The organism is Herbaspirillum sp. CF444 (assembly GCF_000282135.1).
Taxonomy (GTDB): Bacteria; Pseudomonadota; Gammaproteobacteria; order Burkholderiales; family Burkholderiaceae_D; genus Herbaspirillum.
This window is the reverse complement of sequence record NZ_AKJW01000080.1, coordinates 1-16341: the sequence shown is the minus strand read 5'-3', so window position 1 is coordinate 16341 and position 16341 is coordinate 1. Positions and strand designations below refer to the sequence as shown.

The 16341-nt window shown below is 58.8% G+C and carries 20 protein-coding genes; 7 read left to right on the top strand and 13 right to left on the bottom strand.

Annotated features, from left to right (window positions below):
* Positions 1 to 175: 175 nt before the first annotated feature.
* From PMI16_RS18145 to PMI16_RS18135, 3 genes are all read right to left on the bottom strand, one after another.
* Positions 176 to 664 (bottom strand): GNAT family N-acetyltransferase, encoded by a 489-nt coding sequence (locus tag PMI16_RS18145; RefSeq protein WP_007882227.1) that lies wholly within the window; start codon positions 662 to 664, stop codon positions 176 to 178.
* A 36-nt stretch (positions 665 to 700) separates the two neighbouring features.
* Positions 701 to 2101: a DEAD/DEAH box helicase gene (locus PMI16_RS18140; RefSeq protein WP_007882225.1), complete on the bottom strand. Its 1401-nt coding sequence runs from the start codon at positions 2099 to 2101 to the stop codon at positions 701 to 703.
* A 218-nt stretch (positions 2102 to 2319) separates the two neighbouring features.
* Positions 2320 to 2637, bottom strand: a complete 318-nt coding sequence (locus PMI16_RS18135) for a DMT family transporter (protein WP_007882223.1) — start codon at positions 2635 to 2637, stop codon at positions 2320 to 2322.
* Between the two features lie 85 nt (positions 2638 to 2722).
* On the opposite strand from PMI16_RS18135, the gene PMI16_RS18130 reads away from it, so the two are divergent.
* Positions 2723 to 3157, top strand: coding sequence for a winged helix-turn-helix transcriptional regulator (locus PMI16_RS18130; protein WP_007882222.1), 435 nt, complete (start codon positions 2723 to 2725; stop codon positions 3155 to 3157).
* A gap of 1 nt (position 3158) precedes the next feature.
* Here the strand turns inward: PMI16_RS18130 and PMI16_RS18125 are convergent, their stop codons facing one another.
* From PMI16_RS18125 to PMI16_RS18115, 3 genes are all read right to left on the bottom strand, one after another.
* Positions 3159 to 3917 carry an alpha/beta fold hydrolase gene (locus tag PMI16_RS18125; protein ID WP_007882221.1) on the bottom strand — a complete coding sequence of 253 codons (759 nt, stop codon included), beginning with the start codon at positions 3915 to 3917 and terminating at the stop codon, positions 3159 to 3161.
* Between the two features lie 12 nt (positions 3918 to 3929).
* Positions 3930 to 4409, bottom strand: a complete 480-nt coding sequence (locus PMI16_RS18120; RefSeq protein WP_007882220.1) for a VOC family protein — start codon at positions 4407 to 4409, stop codon at positions 3930 to 3932.
* A 153-nt stretch (positions 4410 to 4562) separates the two neighbouring features.
* The gene (locus PMI16_RS18115; RefSeq protein ID WP_007882219.1) at positions 4563 to 5360 is read right to left on the bottom strand and encodes an inositol monophosphatase family protein; all 798 of its coding nucleotides are present in this window, start codon (positions 5358 to 5360) and stop codon (positions 4563 to 4565) included.
* A 187-nt stretch (positions 5361 to 5547) separates the two neighbouring features.
* Between PMI16_RS18115 and PMI16_RS18110 the strand changes: the two genes are divergently transcribed.
* Together PMI16_RS18110 and PMI16_RS18105 are read left to right on the top strand one after the other, a co-directional pair.
* Positions 5548 to 6321 (top strand): RNA methyltransferase, encoded by a 774-nt coding sequence (locus PMI16_RS18110; RefSeq protein WP_007882218.1) that lies wholly within the window; start codon positions 5548 to 5550, stop codon positions 6319 to 6321.
* Positions 6318 to 7034, top strand: a complete 717-nt coding sequence (locus PMI16_RS18105) for a pseudouridine synthase (protein WP_007882217.1) — start codon at positions 6318 to 6320, stop codon at positions 7032 to 7034. The genes PMI16_RS18110 and PMI16_RS18105 overlap by 4 nt, the downstream gene beginning before the upstream one ends.
* A gap of 57 nt (positions 7035 to 7091) precedes the next feature.
* Here PMI16_RS18105 and hslO read toward each other — a convergent pair whose 3' ends face one another.
* Both hslO and PMI16_RS18095 read right to left on the bottom strand, forming a co-directional pair.
* Entirely contained in the window at positions 7092 to 8012 is a 921-nt protein-coding gene (hslO, locus tag PMI16_RS18100; RefSeq protein WP_007882216.1) for an Hsp33 family molecular chaperone HslO, read from the bottom strand.
* Positions 8013 to 8082: 70 nt separating this feature from the next.
* Complete coding sequence (locus PMI16_RS18095) at positions 8083 to 8607, bottom strand: gamma carbonic anhydrase family protein (protein ID WP_007882215.1); 525 nt, start codon at positions 8605 to 8607, stop codon at positions 8083 to 8085.
* A gap of 91 nt (positions 8608 to 8698) precedes the next feature.
* Here PMI16_RS18095 and PMI16_RS18090 point away from each other — a divergent pair, with 91 nt between their 5' ends.
* Together PMI16_RS18090 and PMI16_RS18085 are read left to right on the top strand one after the other, a co-directional pair.
* On the top strand, positions 8699 to 9553 hold the full coding sequence (locus PMI16_RS18090; protein ID WP_007882212.1) for a ferritin-like domain-containing protein: 855 nt from the start codon (positions 8699 to 8701) through the stop codon (positions 9551 to 9553).
* Positions 9554 to 9688: 135 nt separating this feature from the next.
* On the top strand, positions 9689 to 10024 hold the full coding sequence (locus PMI16_RS18085) for a hypothetical protein (protein WP_007882211.1): 336 nt from the start codon (positions 9689 to 9691) through the stop codon (positions 10022 to 10024).
* A 60-nt stretch (positions 10025 to 10084) separates the two neighbouring features.
* Here PMI16_RS18085 and PMI16_RS18080 read toward each other — a convergent pair whose 3' ends face one another.
* The 5 genes from PMI16_RS18080 to PMI16_RS18060 all read right to left on the bottom strand — a co-directional run bounded on the left by PMI16_RS18080 (position 10085) and on the right by PMI16_RS18060 (position 13505).
* Positions 10085 to 11017, bottom strand: coding sequence for an esterase/lipase family protein (locus tag PMI16_RS18080; protein ID WP_007882209.1), 933 nt, complete (start codon positions 11015 to 11017; stop codon positions 10085 to 10087).
* Between the two features lie 76 nt (positions 11018 to 11093).
* Positions 11094 to 11585, bottom strand: a complete 492-nt coding sequence (locus PMI16_RS18075) for an RDD family protein (protein WP_034381198.1) — start codon at positions 11583 to 11585, stop codon at positions 11094 to 11096.
* Positions 11586 to 11844: 259 nt separating this feature from the next.
* Positions 11845 to 12504, bottom strand: coding sequence for a DUF3106 domain-containing protein (locus PMI16_RS18070; protein ID WP_007882206.1), 660 nt, complete (start codon positions 12502 to 12504; stop codon positions 11845 to 11847).
* A gap of 24 nt (positions 12505 to 12528) precedes the next feature.
* A complete protein-coding gene (locus PMI16_RS18065) occupies positions 12529 to 12939 on the bottom strand; it encodes a DUF3619 family protein (protein ID WP_007882205.1) in 411 nt (136 codons plus the stop codon).
* Positions 12936 to 13505: an RNA polymerase sigma factor gene (locus PMI16_RS18060; protein WP_007882204.1), complete on the bottom strand. Its 570-nt coding sequence runs from the start codon at positions 13503 to 13505 to the stop codon at positions 12936 to 12938. Before PMI16_RS18060 ends, PMI16_RS18065 begins: the two co-directional genes overlap by 4 nt.
* A 525-nt stretch (positions 13506 to 14030) precedes the next feature.
* Here PMI16_RS18060 and PMI16_RS18055 point away from each other — a divergent pair.
* Both PMI16_RS18055 and ilvN read left to right on the top strand, forming a co-directional pair.
* Entirely contained in the window at positions 14031 to 15749 is a 1719-nt protein-coding gene (locus PMI16_RS18055) for an acetolactate synthase 3 catalytic subunit (RefSeq protein WP_007882203.1), read from the top strand.
* Between the two features lie 2 nt (positions 15750 to 15751).
* Entirely contained in the window at positions 15752 to 16243 is a 492-nt protein-coding gene (gene ilvN, locus PMI16_RS18050) for an acetolactate synthase small subunit (protein ID WP_007882202.1), read from the top strand.
* Positions 16244 to 16341 lie beyond the last annotated feature (98 nt).

Here is a 16341-nt window from a genome sequence, read left to right as displayed (position 1 = left end):
TTTCACCGTCGTCCTGGCGAACGCTGGGAGCCAGTGTCGTGACAACCGCCAATACGACACTGGGTCCTGACTTTCGTCAGGACGACGGAGATGAAAATTCTTGCAAGATGGAATAATGTCGCACGCTTAACTGAAGCGCATTACCGGAGAGCCGGAGTTTTTTATTTTCTTTGCCTTACAGCAGGCGATGCATGAAGACGGCTTTGCCGGTCGTCGGATTCAATTCATAGCCGCTGAAACCGCTGGCCGCGTAAAGAGCGCGCGCAACCGTGTTGCCCTCCAACACTTCCAGCGTGATCTTGCAGCAGGCGAGTTCGCGCGCGCAGTTTTCCACGGCTTGCATCAACTGCTTTGCAATGCCGCGTCCGCGATAAGCCGGCGCGACGGCGAAGTCATGGATGTTGAGCAACGGTTTGCAGGCGAAACTGGAGAAGCCTTCGATGCAGTTGGCGAATCCGGCAGGCGTATCGCCGTCGAACGCCAGGAACACATGTACGGCAGGGCGCTTGCGCAATTCATCGATCAGATGGGTGCGGACGAAATCGGTGATGCCTTTGCCGCCGCCCATCAGATCGGATGCATAGGCATCGAGCATGTCGAGAATGGCGACGCCATGTCGCGGATTGTTGAGATCAGCCTTGATGACGTCGATCGTTTCTGCCACTTCGATACCTCTGCCGTTTAGTCGAAAGCAGCCATTTTACCTGCCGCGACCGCCCGAACGATGTGTGGCTGCCGAAGGACGTGCAGCCGGTCCGCGGTTTTGTGCCGGACCCTGGCCTTGCGGCTTGGCGGGACCGCCTTGACGCGGCTTGGCCGATTGCGATTGTCCCTGGCCTTGACCGGCGCCGCCTGATTTCTTCGGTTGTTGCGAACGACCGCCGCCACCGCCTCCACCCTGGCGACGTTGACCGCCGCCACCGCCGCTGCGCAGCTGAATCGGCTGCGGCTTGGCCTTCGGATCCGGTTCGAAACCGGGAATGATTTCGACCGGGATTTCACGCTTGATGAAGCGTTCGATGTCATGCAGCATGTCGCGCTCGTCGACGCACACCAGCGACACGGCAGAGCCGGTTGCGCCGGCGCGGCCGGTACGACCGATGCGGTGGACGTAGTCTTCAGGCACGTTCGGCAGGTCGTAGTTGACCACGTGCGGCAACTGGTCGATGTCGATGCCGCGCGCGGCGATATCGGTGGCGATCAGCGCTTGCAGCTTGCCGTCCTTGAACTCGGCCAGCGCGCGGGTGCGGGCAGCCTGGCTCTTGTTGCCGTGGATCGCCATGGCGGTGATGCCGTCGCGTTCGAGCTGTTCGACCAGTTTGTTGGCGCCGTGCTTGGTGCGGGTGAATACCAGCACTTGCGTCCATTTATGGGTGTTGATCAGATGCGCCAGCATCGGGTGCTTCTTGTCGCGGTCGACCGGGTGGATCTTTTGGCCGATCACTTCGACGGTCGAGTTGCGGCGCGCCACTTCGATCATGGCAGGCGAATTCAGCAGGCCGTCGGCGAGTGCCTTGATCTCGTCGGAGAAGGTCGCCGAGAACAGCAGGTTCTGGCGCTTCTTCGGCAGGATCGCGAGGATCTTCTTGATGTCGCGGATGAAGCCCATGTCGAGCATGCGGTCGGCTTCGTCGAGGATCAGGACCTGGATATTGCGCAGGTCGACGGTGTTTTGCTGCATGTGATCCAGCAGACGGCCCGGTGTGGCGACCAGGATGTCGACGCCTTGCTTGAGCTGGCGAATTTGCGGATTGATGCCGACGCCGCCGAAGATGCAGGCGGAAGTCAACGGCAGGTACTTGCCGTACAGGCGGACGCTTTCTTCAACCTGCGCAGCCAGTTCGCGCGTCGGGGTCAGGATCAGTGCGCGGATCGGCACGTGACCGTTGATCTTGACGCGTTCGACCGACGACAGGCGTTGCAGCAGCGGCAGCGTGAAGCCGGCGGTTTTACCCGTGCCGGTTTGTGCGCCTGCCAGCAAGTCGCCGCCGGCGAGCACTGCAGGAACGGCTTGCGTCTGGATGGGAGTCGGCGTGGTATAGCCTTGTTCGGTTACGGCACGAACGATTTCCTCGGAAAGACCGAGAGAGGAGAATGACATAGTGGAATTTAAAAATATCGGCCTGTCGCCGCAGTGGGCGCCAGTCGCAGGCAAACGGGATTGAAACGTCGGGAGGACAGCGGACTTTGACTGGAGAATGTGCCGCACGGGGCGCAGTATAACAGGTGTGCGGCAGCGCAGCGGATAAATCTTGATCGGCGTGCCGCCAAATGAACGTCTTGCCGTGCAGACAACGACAAGACGTCGATAGGCTTGTTTCAGGCGTCCAGCAAACGCAGGCCGATGGTGCCGGCGATAATCAGGGCGATGCACAGCAAGCGCAACGGCGACAAGGCGTCGTTGAACAGGTAAATGCCCAATACCGCCACGCCGACCGAGCCGGTGCCGGTCCAGATGGCGTAGGCGGTGCCGGCCGGCAGGTTGCGCATGGCCAGCGTCAGGAACAACACGCTGCATGCCGCGGCGCCGACGCCGATCAGGCTGGGTGTGAGCCGGGTCCAGCCGTTTGCATACTTGAGCGCGATCGCCATGATGATTTCCACTACACTTGCCAAAGACAGGTAAATCCAAGCCATTTGTTTCTCCATGATGAAACGATTGAACAGGCGCTCAGCATAGGCAAGGGGCGAAAGTGCAACAAGTAGGTACTTTTTGGTAACCATGAAACCCGCAAACAAAATTTCTGCAGAAGAACCGCAAACCGATATTTACAGCCTCGCCTGTCCGTCGCGCAAGGCGCTGGAGCTGGTCGGCAGCAAGTGGGCCTTGTTGATTTTTCCTGCGCTGGCAGCGGGGCCAATGCGCAATAACGCTTTGCTGCGCAAGATCGAGGGCATCTCGCAAAAGATGCTGACGCAGACCTTGAAGGAGCTGGAACGCAACGGCCTGGTGACGCGCTGCAATCTGGAGACGGCCGCGCCGCACGTGGAATATGAGCTCAGTCCTCTGGGCGAGTCCCTGAGCGACACGCTGATTGCCCTGGACAACTGGGCGGAACGTCATCACGCCGATTTGCGGCGCGCGCGTGAGCAGTTCGACAACAATGAAAAAGCCGGCGAACAGACCGCCGGCCGCATCGTGCACAAATTGAAATAAATCAGCCTTTGGCCTGTGCCGCTAAAAAGTCCAACACCGGAGGCAGGACCAGTTTGCTCTGCATCAGTCCGCCGAAGTGTGTGACTCCCGGCAAGGATACGAAAGAAGCGCGCGGCAACAATTCGGTGCAACGTTTGACGGCAGCATGGCGTGCATCGGCATCGCCGCAGAACATCAGGCAGGGCATGTCGATCAACGGCAGCAATTCTTCCATGGATGCGCGCGGCTGTTGCGCAGCCGATGCCAGCGCCCGCAGGTCGTTGGCGCGAATCATCATCTTTACTTCGGCGGAAATCCGCTCATTGAGCACCGACTCGAACGCCGTGATGAATGTGACCGGGTCAGTACCGTCCAGGCCCTTGAAGGCGTCCCAGCTGGGGTCGGCATAAGGATGGGCCGCGCCCAGGATCAGCGACTGCAGGCGATGCCGCGCGTGGCGCACCATGCCGTAGCCGACCCAGCCGCCGAGCGAGTAGCCGCAGTAGTTGACCTGGTTGATATCGAGATCGTCGAGGACGGCCAGCACGTCTTCGGTGCGTTGCTGCAGCGTATAGGCATCGGTGTCGTGGGGTTTGTCGCTCAGGCCGTGGCCCAGCGCATCGATGGCGATGACCCGGTAGTGTTGTTGCAAGACTTCGGTGAAGCCGAAAAAACGCCAGGCTTGCGAACTGCTGGTGAAGCCATGGTGCAGAAGCAGGTCAGGGCCTGCGCCGCTGACTTCGTAGTGGATGCGCCGACCGGCGCTGGGGGCAAATGGCATGGAGCGGAAGGTTCAGGCCTGGGTGGGTTTGCACTTCTTGAGCAGCGCTTGCGAGCGGCTGCGGATTTCTTCGTTGGACAAGTCTTCCTTGTGCGTGGCGATCGACCAGATATGGCCGTAAGGATCGCGCAGCATGCCGGAGCGGTCGCCGTAGAACTGGTCCTGCACGGCGCGCAGCTTGGCGGCGCCCATGGCGATGGCCTGGTTGAAGATGGTGTCGACGTCGTCGACGTAGATCTGCATGCTGACGCCGGCGCCCCCGAGCGTCTTGGGACAATGGATGCCCATTTCGATGAATTCGTCGGCCAGCATCACGCGGGCGTTGCCGATCTGGATTTCAGCGTGCCAGATTTTGTCGTGGGGACCGTCGATGCGCATGACCTCGGTCGCACCGAAGGCTTTCTCGTAAAACGCAATCGCGCTGGCGGTGTCGGAGACGATCAGATAAGGCGTGACGCTGCTGTAGCCTTCTGGAATGGGATTGACTGCCATGCTCGTCTCCTTGGGTGGCTGGGAAGCGCTGCAAATCGAATCAGATCGAATTGAATTGCATCGCCTCCCTGGCGTGACTTGGTGACTGCTCCGGTTCTGCGATCGGATTGTGAAGCGGTACGTAATGCGTGATGCGGAACTGAAGTCTGAATCTTATGCGAATTCAGACAGCAAATTGACTTGTTGCGAGAAAATCTTCGGATTGCCGGCCAGGACGTCGCCCTTGTACAGGTAATCGGCGTCGCCCTTGAAGGTGCCGACGATGCCGCCGGCTTCCGTCACCAGCAGCGAGCCGGCGGCGATGTCCCAGGGCTTCAGGCCTTTTTCGAAGAAACCGTCGAGGCGGCCGGCGGCGACATAGGCCAGGTCCAGCGCGGCAGCGCCAGGACGGCGCAGGCCGGCGCTGTTTTCGGTCATGATCTTGAACATCTTCATGTATTCGTTCAGGCCGTCCATGTCGCGGAACGGGAAGCCGGTGCCGATCAGGGCGTCGGCGATCTTGTCGCGCTTGCTGACGCGGATGCGCTTTTCGTTCAGGTAGGCGCCGGCGCCCTTGGAGGCGGTGAACAGGTCGTTGCGGGTAGGATCGTAGACCACGGCTTGCGTGATGATGCCGCGCTGTTGCAGCGCGATCGAGACGCAGTATTGCGGGAAGCCGTGAATGAAGTTGGTGGTGCCGTCGAGCGGATCGATGATCCAGACGTTTTCATTGTCGTCGTGCAGGTTGGCCGATGGGCCGGATTCCTCCGCCAGGATGGCGTGGTCGGGATAAGCGGTCTTCAGGACCTCGATGATGGCGTCTTCCGCCGCCTTGTCCACTTCGGTGACGAAGTCGTTGTGCTGCTTCTTGGTGACCTTGAGCAGGGAGACGTCGAAGGACGCGCGATTGATGACGGCGGCGGCGCGGCGGGCAGCCTTGATCGCCGTATTGAGCATTGGGGGGATAAGCATCCTGAGGGTTCCGTTAAAATGGCGTCTTCGCCGTCGGTTTCGCTACCGTCGGGAGAAGTTGCACAACAATGAAATTAATGAGCGGTGCACCGTCCGGAAATTGCCGATTCAGCATCAAATCGGCATGGCCCAGCCTGTTTTGGGCTGGCTTACGAGGTTTCCGGACGTGCGAATACCGCTATTTTAAATGAACACGCCCAAAATCGATAATTCTGTTTTCAAGCGCCTGCGTTTCGTGTTGGTGGAAACCAGCAGTCCAGGCAACATCGGCGCGGCTGCCCGCGCCATCAAGACCATGGGGTTCGGCGAGCTGGTGCTGGTCAATCCACGGTTTCCCAATGCGGTGCAGGAAGAAGCGGCGGTGGCTTTCGCCAGCGGTGCGCAGGACGTGTTGTCCGGCGCCCGCATCGTCTCGAACATCGAGGAGGCATTGCAGGATTGCAACTTCGCCGCTGCCATCAGCGCGCGCCTGCGCGAATTTTCGCCGCCGGTGGTGACGCCGCGCGCGATTGCCGAACAGATCGCCGGCGATGCCGGCTTGAAGGCTGCGCTGATTTTCGGCAACGAACGTTTCGGTTTGCCCAACGAACTGGTGCAGAAATGCAACGTTTTGATCAATATCCCGGCCAATCCCGACTATTCCTCGCTGAATCTGGCGCAGGCGGTGCAGGTGCTGGCCTACGAGTGCCGCATGGCGGAACTGGGCGATCACAAGCAGGCGACCGATATCGGCTTTCAGGGCGAGATGGCCGGCGTGGCGGAGATCGAAGGCATGTTCCGCCATCTGGAGGAAGCGTTGGTGGCCATTGAATTCCTCAAGCCCGACAGTCCCAAGAAACTGATGCCGCGCCTGAAACGCCTGTTTTCACGCACGCAACTGGAAACCGAAGAGGTCAATATCCTGCGCGGCATCGCCCGCCAGATTCTGACCCCCAAACAAGAAAGAAAGCCCAAGGAATGAGCAAGCTGAGTCTGGATCGCATCCTGCAATCGCAAGGTTTCGGATCGCGCAAATATTGTCGTTCGCTGATCGAAGACGGCGAAGTCGTCATCAACGGCGAAGTGGTCGACGATTATCGTTTTACGCCGGATACCGAAGGTCTGGTGTTTACGCTGTTCGACGAAGAGTGGACGTATCGCGAACACGTTTATATCGCGCTGAACAAGCCGGCCAATTTTGAATGTTCACGCAAGCCCAGCCATCATCCGGGCGTGCTGACGATTTTGCCGGAACAGTTTTCCTGGCGCGACGTGCAGCCGGTCGGGCGCCTTGATCACGACACCACCGGCTTGCTGCTGATGTCGGACGACGGCGCCTTCATCCATGCGCAATCGTCGCCCAAGCGCCACGTGCCCAAGGTCTATGCGGCGACCACGCACGATGCCGTCACGGACGAACTGATTGCGCAATTGCTGGGCGGCGTGCAACTGCATGACGAGTCGGCGCCGCTGGCGGCCGTGACCTGCCGCAAGCTCGATACGCATCTGCTGGAGATCGTGCTGGAGCAGGGTAAATACCATCAGGTCAAACGCATGCTGGCCGCGGCCGGCAATCATTGCAGCGCCTTGCGCCGGGTTGCCATCGGGGCTCTGCTGCTGGATGCGCTGGAGCTGGAAGAGGGGGAATGGTGTTATCTCGACGCGGCGCAACTGGCGTTGCTGGCGCCGGCCTGAGACGGAAGTGCTGTACCGTCCCGGCATGTGCCGGGACGTCAACGGATCAATGAGGCATCAGTGGCGGGTATCGGTCTGCGGCACGGCGTCCGCAGGCGTTTCCGGAAAGAACAAATGGGCGCAATCCACCGCGTCGAACTCATAGTGCTGACCGCAGAAGTCGCAGCTGATGCCTAGTTTTTCCTGGCTTGCCAACGCTTCTTCAATCTCCGTCTGGCCGAGCATCTTGAGCATGTTGCCGACTTTTTCGCGCGAGCAGGAGCAGTGGAATTCCGGATGATCGGGTTCGAACACGCGGATGCTTTCTTCCCAGAACAGGAGACGCATCAGGGTTTCGATATCGGTGCTCAGCAATTCTTCATTGCGCAAGGTGTTGCCCAGCATGGAGAGGCGATTCCAGGTTTCCAGTTCTTCCGCCGGTGCGTTTTTGCCGCCATGCGTCGGCAGTTTTTGCAGCAATACGCCGCGTGCGACCTTGTCGTCGGCGGCCAGCCACAGCTTGGTGTCGAGCTGCTCGGAACGCAGCATGTAATTTTCAATCACGGTCGCGACGTTGTCGCCGTCCAGCGGCACGATGCCCTGATAGGCTTGTTGGCCCGGCATCTTGTCCTTGGGGTCGAGCGTGATGGCAAAACGGCCTTCGCCATTGGCGTTGACGAGTTGCCCCAGCGTGGCGTCGTCCGGCACTTCCGCGCCGTCGACGACTTTTGCCGTGGCGCGCAGGCGCAACTCGGAGTCGCATTCGACCACCAGCAGTCTGACCGGACCGTCGCCATGGATCTGCATGACGATCATGCCGTTGAATTTGAGATTGGCCGACAGCAGCGCGGCTGCCGACAGCATTTCGCCGAGCAGCGTTTTCACCGCGATCGGATAATCGCGACGCGCCAGGATCTGTTGCCAGGTCGTCGAGATTTCCACCAGCTCCCCACGAACCGGTGCGTCTTCAACCATGAATTTTTGCAGCGTATCTTTCATTGTTTCTTTCTAATGCTCACGAGGGGCGGCAGATACCGCATCGTGTCGAGTGCCTTGTTTTGATGACGCGTCAGGCGATGCGTTTGAGACTGGTTTTGAATAACTGCGCGCGTTCGACATAGCTGTCGGTGCCGGCGCGCATGCGGGCGATATCTTCTTCCGTCAAGGTGCGCACGGCTTTGGCGGGCGAACCGATGATCAGGGAGTTTTCCGGGAACTCCTTGCCTTCGGTGACTAGTGCGCCTGCGCCGACCAGGCTGTTCTTGCCGATCCTGGCGCCGTTGAGCACGATGGCCTGGATGCCGATCAGTGCGCCTTCGCCGATGGTGCAGCCGTGCAGCATGGCCTGGTGGCCGACAGTGACGTTCTTGCCGATGTGCATCGGATAACCGACGTCAGTGTGCAATACTGCACCTTCCTGGACGTTGCTGTTTTCGCCGATGGTGATCAGTTCGTTGTCGCCGCGGATACTGACGTTGAACCAGACGCTGGCATGCTCTTCGAGCCTGACCTTGCCGACCACGACGGCCGACTCGGCGACGTAGGCGGTTTCCGCGATTTCCGGCGTGTCTTGTTCCAACTTGTAAATTGCCATAATAAAATTGTCTCCTCGGTTAATCGAGAACACAGACACCCATATTGGGACGGACTGTGTTGCATCAACCCGTCATTTTACCGCTGCTTGCATGAATTCACCTTTGAACGCGCCGTTGAGCGCCAATTTGCCGGACGACAAGTTGTTTGCCGGCGCCGAACTGCGCCGGGGCGCCTTGCATTGCCTGGTTCAGACCGAAAGCGCCATGAAGGTCGCCGGCGTCAAGGCTTTGGCGAGCGACTGGCATGCCGGGCGCCTGGCGCTGGATAGCGGCGCGGCCTTGTCCGCGGAGGGCGCCGTCATCCCGGGCCGGCCCGCGCGTCCGGAGCTGGTGCCGCCGTTGCAGGTGACGCATCGCTCCATGCGCACGGAAGAGGGGCGCGCCGCCCTGATTCATGCGCTGGCGCATATCGAATTCAATGCCATCAATCTGGCGCTGGATGCGATCTGGCGTTTTCCGGACATGCCGCAGGCGTTTTATGCCGACTGGCTGCAGGTGGCGAGCGAGGAGGCGTATCACTTTTCCTTGCTGGCGGCGCATTTACAGGTGCTCGGCTATTCCTACGGCGATTTCCCGGCGCATAACAGCCTGTGGGACATGGCCGAGAAAACACGGTCCGACATTCTTGCCCGCATCGCTCTCGTGCCGCGGACGATGGAAGCGCGCGGCCTGGACGCTGCGCCGCCGGTGCGCAATAAACTGGCGCAGGCCGGGGATCAGGCTGCGGCGGATATTCTCGACATCATCCTGTGCGACGAGATCGGCCATGTGGCCATCGGCAACCGCTGGTACGGTTGGCTGTGCGAGCGGCGCGGTCTTGATCCGATCGCCACCTTTGCGGCCTTGTCGGTGGAGTTCAAGGCGCCGGTGATGCGGGGGCCGTTCAATATGAGTGCGCGCCGCGCCGCGGGTTTTACGGATGACGAACTGGCGTTGATGGAATAACGGCAACGCGTCAGAAATTCGATTGTTTCAGGAAGAAATCTTTACCGTTTTGAACGGTCAGAGATTGCCGAGCTGCGCCGGCGTGCTATCGTGCCGCAGGGTGTTCCCGGACATGTTGATTTTGAAAGGATAAAGATGAAATTCGCTAAATTGATGAGCGCCGTGTTGGCGATCGGCGCAGTGGCATTGGCGGTATCCGCCTGTCAGAAAAAAGAGGATACGCCCGGCCCGGCAGAGACGATGGGCAAACAAATCGACAGCGCCGTGAAGAACGCCGGAGACCAGGCCAACGTCGCCGCCGACAAGGCGCAGGAGAAGGTGCAAGGAACGGCCAGCGAAGCCGGCCAGAAGCTCGACCAGGCCGTCGCCAACGCCAAGGACGAAGCCAAGAATCTTGCGCAAAAGGCGGGCGAAAAGATCGAGGCTGCCGGGCAGAAAATTCAGGATGCGGCGCAAGACGCCAAGAAGTAATCGCTTTCAGCCGAGACAGGCAACAATCATCGACAACCCGCATCTTCGCATGCGGGTTTTTTATTTGTCGGCCTTGTGGATTTCTTCGATGACGAGCGCCTGGATGGTCGGATCGAGCGCCAGGGCGACGTGTCCGATGCCGCTGATGGGGATGTTTTCCGCGCCGGGCAGGTGAGAGGATATTTGCGGCGACACGATATTGTCGTGATGGGAATAGACCGACAGGATCACGGCCCGCGTGGCGGGATTTTCCGTGGCGGCCAGTTTGTGCAGCCATTCGCTGCTGGTGCCTTCTTCGGCGCGGCCGAGCCAGTTCATTTCGCCGCAATTGATGCCGATGCCGAAGTTGGCGATGGTGGTGCCGTGATGCGGCGTGCCCAGCGTGATGACCTTGGCGATATTGATGTGGCCATGATCGCGGAGATAGGCGCGCGCCGCCAGGCCGCCCATGCTGTGGGCGACGATGACGATCTTGTCTTGGCCGCTCTCCAGGACCAGCCGTTGCACCGCTTCGTGCACCAGCGGAGCATAGCCGTCAATGCTGCCGAAGACCGGCTCCATGTCCACGGCGTAGTGGGTGATGTGGGCTTCGCTGAGCGCCTGGCTCATCCAGTGCCAGTAGCCGCTGTTGCAACCGTAGCCGTGAATCAGCAAGACCGGCAGGGATGTCGTGTCGGTGAAGATGCGTTTGTCGAAACGCTGAAAGGGCATGCCCCAGGACGAGCACACCATGGTGGCGCAGTATTCGCCGGCAAATAACCTGAAAATGCCCGGCCAGGTCAGCTCTGGCGTATGGGCGGATTTGGCACGATACGGCCATGTCAGAAAAAAACTATTCGCCGTGATGGACGCACGAAACAAGGCGACCAGTGCGATGCTGAGGATGATCGCAAGAGGAACGTTGGTGACGTGCAGCTTGACGAGCAGGAGATAGAACAGAATGCCAACGCCAAATTGGGTGAGCAGCAAGGTTCTGGCGATGCGGGCGATCATGCAGCGGCGGCCTCGTGAAGATGGACGAAATGTCTAGCGTAACAGGATTGCATGACCGTTTTGTTTCAGAGAGGCCTTATTGCTTCTTTTTCCGGGGATTCAGATCGACGATGCGGGTGCCGGCAATCCTGTCATGCAGGAACTGGCGCTGCGGGTCGAGATAGATCAGCCCGGCCCAGGCGATGAGGTTGGCGACGGGAATCCCTATCAGCATCCAGTTTTTGGCGCCCAGGACCCAGGCCAGCGCAAGACCGGGTATGAACCACAGCCAGCTCAGCAGGAAGCGGCCGAGCGCGCGCAGCGTGCCGACCGGCGAGCCGTCATTGCCGACCAGCCGGATGCGCCATGTTTTCATCGCCAGCGTCTGACCGCCATGGGTCCAGAACCAGACGAAATACAGCCCCAGGATGATGAACAGCCAGCTTTCCAGCGCGTGGCGCAGATACAGGGCATGGCGTTGCTGCAGCAGGGTGGAGAACAGCCAGGCCGAGATGAACAGCACCCCGAACAGCAGCATGGATTCATACAGCATGCTGCACAGGCGGCGTCGGAGGGAGGGCGTGGGCATCGTGGGCGGCGATGCCTGCTGGTTCGATGTGCTGTTCAATGTGGCGCTCAAGGCGATCTCTTCTATCGATGATGAATCGGACGTGCGGCGGATTAAGTCATGCTAAGTCATGCGCCAGGCGGCATGAGGGGGTCATCATACGCGGCGTCATTTGTGTCCGCCATGAAAAAATGCCATGTCGGCATTCTCACGCGGACATGGCATTTGAGGTGTTCGATGTTTTTGCCCGTCGCACTTTGCCCGGGCTGACGTATCCGGCTTATTTGGTCTCGGCCGGCGCCGCTGGTGCCGGTGACGGCGCAGCAGGCGGCGCCACGATGGTTGGCGGCGACGGTACCAGAGTCTGTTCCCGTGCTTCCTGAGGCAGCTGAATGGTCGGTGCAGCCTTGCTCTGCGTCGCCGGCAACGCAGCGACATGCTTCGGCAACTTGGCTTGCGACAGTTTTTTCTTTTGCTCGTCCGACAACTGCTGGTATTCCTTCCACTGGGCCGATTTCTTGTCGGCATCCAGCTTCTTGGCGCGAGTATAGCTTTCGCGAACGGAGCGGCGTTGTACGGGCGTCAGTTTGACCCAGTCGCGCATGCGTTCCTGCATGCGTTCTTGCTCGGCAGGTGTCATGGCGGCGAATTTGTTGCCGATGACCAGCCATTTTTCCTTGCCGTTGAGCGTCATCTTGTTCCACTCTCCTGCGAGCGGAGCGAGCGCATGCTGCTGCACAGGCGTCAGTTCGTTCCAGAGCGGTTTGGTGTCAGGCTTCTTTGTCAGCTTCGACGGAGTAGGTTGTGATGCGGACGGGGCAGTGGCAGTGGCGGGTGCAGGCGAAGGTCCCTGAGCGAGAGCCGTCGCGCCGGCCAGGCAGGCAAGCACGGCGACGACCGCAACAGGAAGGTTCAGCATCTTGCGTATTGCGTTGCTCATCGAAGTCCGGATACACGCCATCAATTATTCGCCTTGCTGCGCCAGATAGGCGTTGAAGCCGTGATCGAGGTAGGCCGACAGCGGCAATTCGTCGGACAGGACGCCGGCATCGATTTCCGCCAGTTCGGTGATGCGTTGCTGGTGTTCGTGCTCGTACAGACCGGCAAACAGCAAGACGCCGGCCAGCAACGGGATGGCGACGCCCAGACGGCCCAGCCAGGCAAACGATTGCGGTTCATGGAAGCTGCCGCCCATGGCGCCGGCCAATACAAATTGCGGCGCGATGGCGCGCTTCGGAGCGGTTTTTTTCTTGCGGGCAATCGCAACGCGACGCGCTTCCGCCAGGCTTTGCGTGGTGGATTCGGGCAAGTGTTCCAGATTCGCGTCCAGAGCACGCTTCACCCGGTAGGCAAATTGTAGTTCTTTGTTGTTCATAAACTGATTCCTTTAGCCCTGAGTGCTTGAGCCAGAGCGTGTGTGGCGCGAGAACAGTGGGTTTTGACGCTACCTTCGGAACATCCCATTGCGGCAGCTGTTTCGGCGACATCCATGTCTTGCCAGTAACGCATGAGGAAGGCTTCGCGTTGACGAGTCGGAAGTTTTTGTACTTCGGCGTCAATCAACGCGAGTGTTTGCTCGCGCTCAACCTTGTCGGCGCTGGACTCGGCTGCCTGTGTACCTTCCTCTGCCTCGTAGCTTTCCAGCAAGTCGAAGTCTTCCTGGCTTTCCGTATCGCGGCCGATGCTGGAGAAGAGGCTGACCCAGGTGGTGCGGACTTTTTCCCGGCGGAAAAAGTCATGGATGGTGTTTTGCAGGATGCGCTGGAACAGCAGGGGCAGTTCCTCGGCCGGTTTGTCGCCGTATTTCTCGGCCAGCTTGATCATTGCATCCTGAACGATGTCGAGTGCGGCTTCATCTTTGCGCACGGCGTAGACGGCCTGCTTGAAGGCGCGGCGTTCGACATTTTCGAGAAAATCGGAGAGTTCTTTGTCAGTTGCCATGCAATGCGGCTTGTGGATGTGCAGCCGGGAATAGATGAATCGAATGCATTTCCGACATGTTGGTGGAATGTACGGATTTGTAACAAGAGCGCATGCTAGCAAAAAAGCCCTTGTTTGTGGTGGTGTTTATAGGAAATGCACAATTTCCGGGCGGTTTTGCGGCTTACTCAAAGAAATTCGCTTGACCAAAATGATGCGACGCATTAACGTGTCAGTCCGCTTCATCAACATGAAGTTCTATGGTCTTTACGTGGCTACGCATAATGTAGCGATTGTTAAAGACGCGCTTTATTGAAAAGCTGTTTGTTCTAACCCGCGCCATAAGCGCGAGAAATTCGTGACGGTGTGCTTGCACCAAGGCTGAACGAGTCGCGCTGAGCGGCATTTTGAACCTCACTACGGTTGAGGCGCAGAAATGACGTGACCGCACAAAGAAGGGATGCCGGAGGAAGCAAGTCGATCAGTACGATTTCGTCAGGAGAGAACATCCGATCAATCTCCAATGGACCTTGAAAGGAAGTAGTAATGAGTGCAGAAAACCTCACCGGCGCGGAGATACTCGTCCGTTGCCTGGCTGAAGAGGGCGTTGAGCACGTCTTCGGCTATCCCGGTGGCGCCGTGCTTTATATTTACGACGCTATCTTCAAGCAAGACAAATTCCAACACATCCTGGTACGCCACGAGCAGGCTGCGGTGCATGCAGCGGATGCCTATTCGCGCAGCTCCGAAAAAGTCGGCGTCTGCATCGTGACCTCCGGTCCCGGCGTCACCAATGCGGTGACCGGTCTGGCGACCGCGTACATGGATTCGATCCCGATGATCGTGATTTCCGGCCAGGTGCCTTCGACCGCGATCGGTCAGGACGCCTTCCAGGAATGCGATACCGTCGGCATCACGCGTCCCTGCGTCAAACACAACTTCCTCGTGAAGGATGTGAAAGACCTCGCAGCGACGATGAAAAAAGCATTCTATATCGCCACAACCGGCCGTCCAGGCCCGGTGCTGATCGATATTCCCAAGGATATCTCGATGCACACCTGTGCTTATGAATATCCGAAGACAGTGGAAATGCGTTCGTACAAACCTGTCGACAAGGGCCATTCCGGTCAGATCCGCAAGGCGCTGCAACTGTTGCTGACGGCGGAACGTCCGATGATCTACACCGGCGGCGGCATCATCCTCGCGAATGCGGCGCCCGAGCTGAACAAACTGGTCGATCGCCTGGGTTTTCCGTGCACCAACACATTGATGGGTTTGGGCGGTTACCGTTCCACCAGCGACAAGTTCGTCGGCATGCCCGGCATGCACGGCACGTATGAAGCCAACATGGCCATGCAGCACAGCGATGTGCTCATCGCCATCGGCGCACGCTTCGATGACCGCGTGATCGGCAATCCGAAGCACTTTGCGTCGAACGCCCGCAAGATCATTCATATCGATATCGACCCCTCGTCGATTTCCAAGCGTGTGAAGGTCGACATTCCCATCGTCGGCAACGTCAAGGACGTGCTGCAGGAATTGCTGGCGCAGCTGGATGCCTCCGAAACCAAGCCGAACGCGCCTGCCGTCGCGAACTGGTGGAAGCAGATCAACAAGTGGCGCGAGCGAGATTGCCTGAAGTTTGCCACTTCGGACGAATTCATCAAACCGCAGGCCGTGATCCAGAACGTGTGGGAAATCACCAAGGGTGATGCTTTCATCACGTCCGACGTCGGCCAGCATCAGATGTGGGCTGCGCAGTACTACGGCTTCGACAAGCCGCGCCGCTGGATCAACTCCGGCGGCCTGGGCACCATGGGCGTCGGCTTGCCGTACGCCATGGGCGTGCAAAAAGCCAATCCGGACGCGACCGTCGCCTGTATCACCGGCGAAGCATCGATCCAGATGTGCATCCAGGAGCTGGCAACCTGTAAGCAATACCACCTGACGCCAAAGATCATTCTGCTGAACAACCGTTTCCTCGGCATGGTTCGCCAGTGGCAGCAAATCGATTACGGTTCGCGCTACTCCGAGTCGTACATGGATTCCTTGCCCGACTTCACCAAGCTGGCCGAGTCGTTTGGCCATGTCGGCATGAAGATCGAGAAACCGGGCGATGTGGACGGTGCGCTCAAGGAAGCGTTCGGCATGAAAGACAAGCTGGTCTTCATGAACTTCATTACGGATCAAACCGAAAACGTCTGGCCGATGGTCAAGGCGGGTAAGGGTTTGACTGAAATGCTCTTGGGTTCGGAGGATCTGTAATCATGCGCCATATTGTTTCTGTACTGCTGGAAAACGAAGCCGGCGCCTTGTCCCGTGTCGTGGGTCTGTTCTCCGCACGCGGCTATAACATCGAGACTCTGACTGTTGCACCTACCGAAGACGCCACCTTGTCGCGCATGACCATCGTGACCAGCGGCTCGGACGACGTGATTGAACAAATCACCAAACACCTGAATCGCCTGATCGAGGTGGTGAAGGTCGTGGATCTGACTGAAGGCGCGCATATCGAGCGCGAACTGATGTTGATCAAGGTACGTGCCGTAGGCAAAGAGCGTGAAGAAATGAAGCGTACTGCGGACATCTTCCGCGGCCGCATCATCGACGTCACCGAAAAAACCTACACCATCGAATTGACAGGCAACAAGGGCAAGCTGGACGCGTTTATCGACTCGATCGACCGTGCGGCGATTCTTGAGACTGTTCGTACCGGCGGCTCCGGTATCGGCCGCGGCGAACGGATCCTCAAAGTCTGATGCACGACCATCGTTGGTAGCTCTCTGTATTTAATTCAGTATTTAGTATTTTAAAAATTAGTTAATAGGAAAAATCATGAAAGTTTTTTACGACAAAG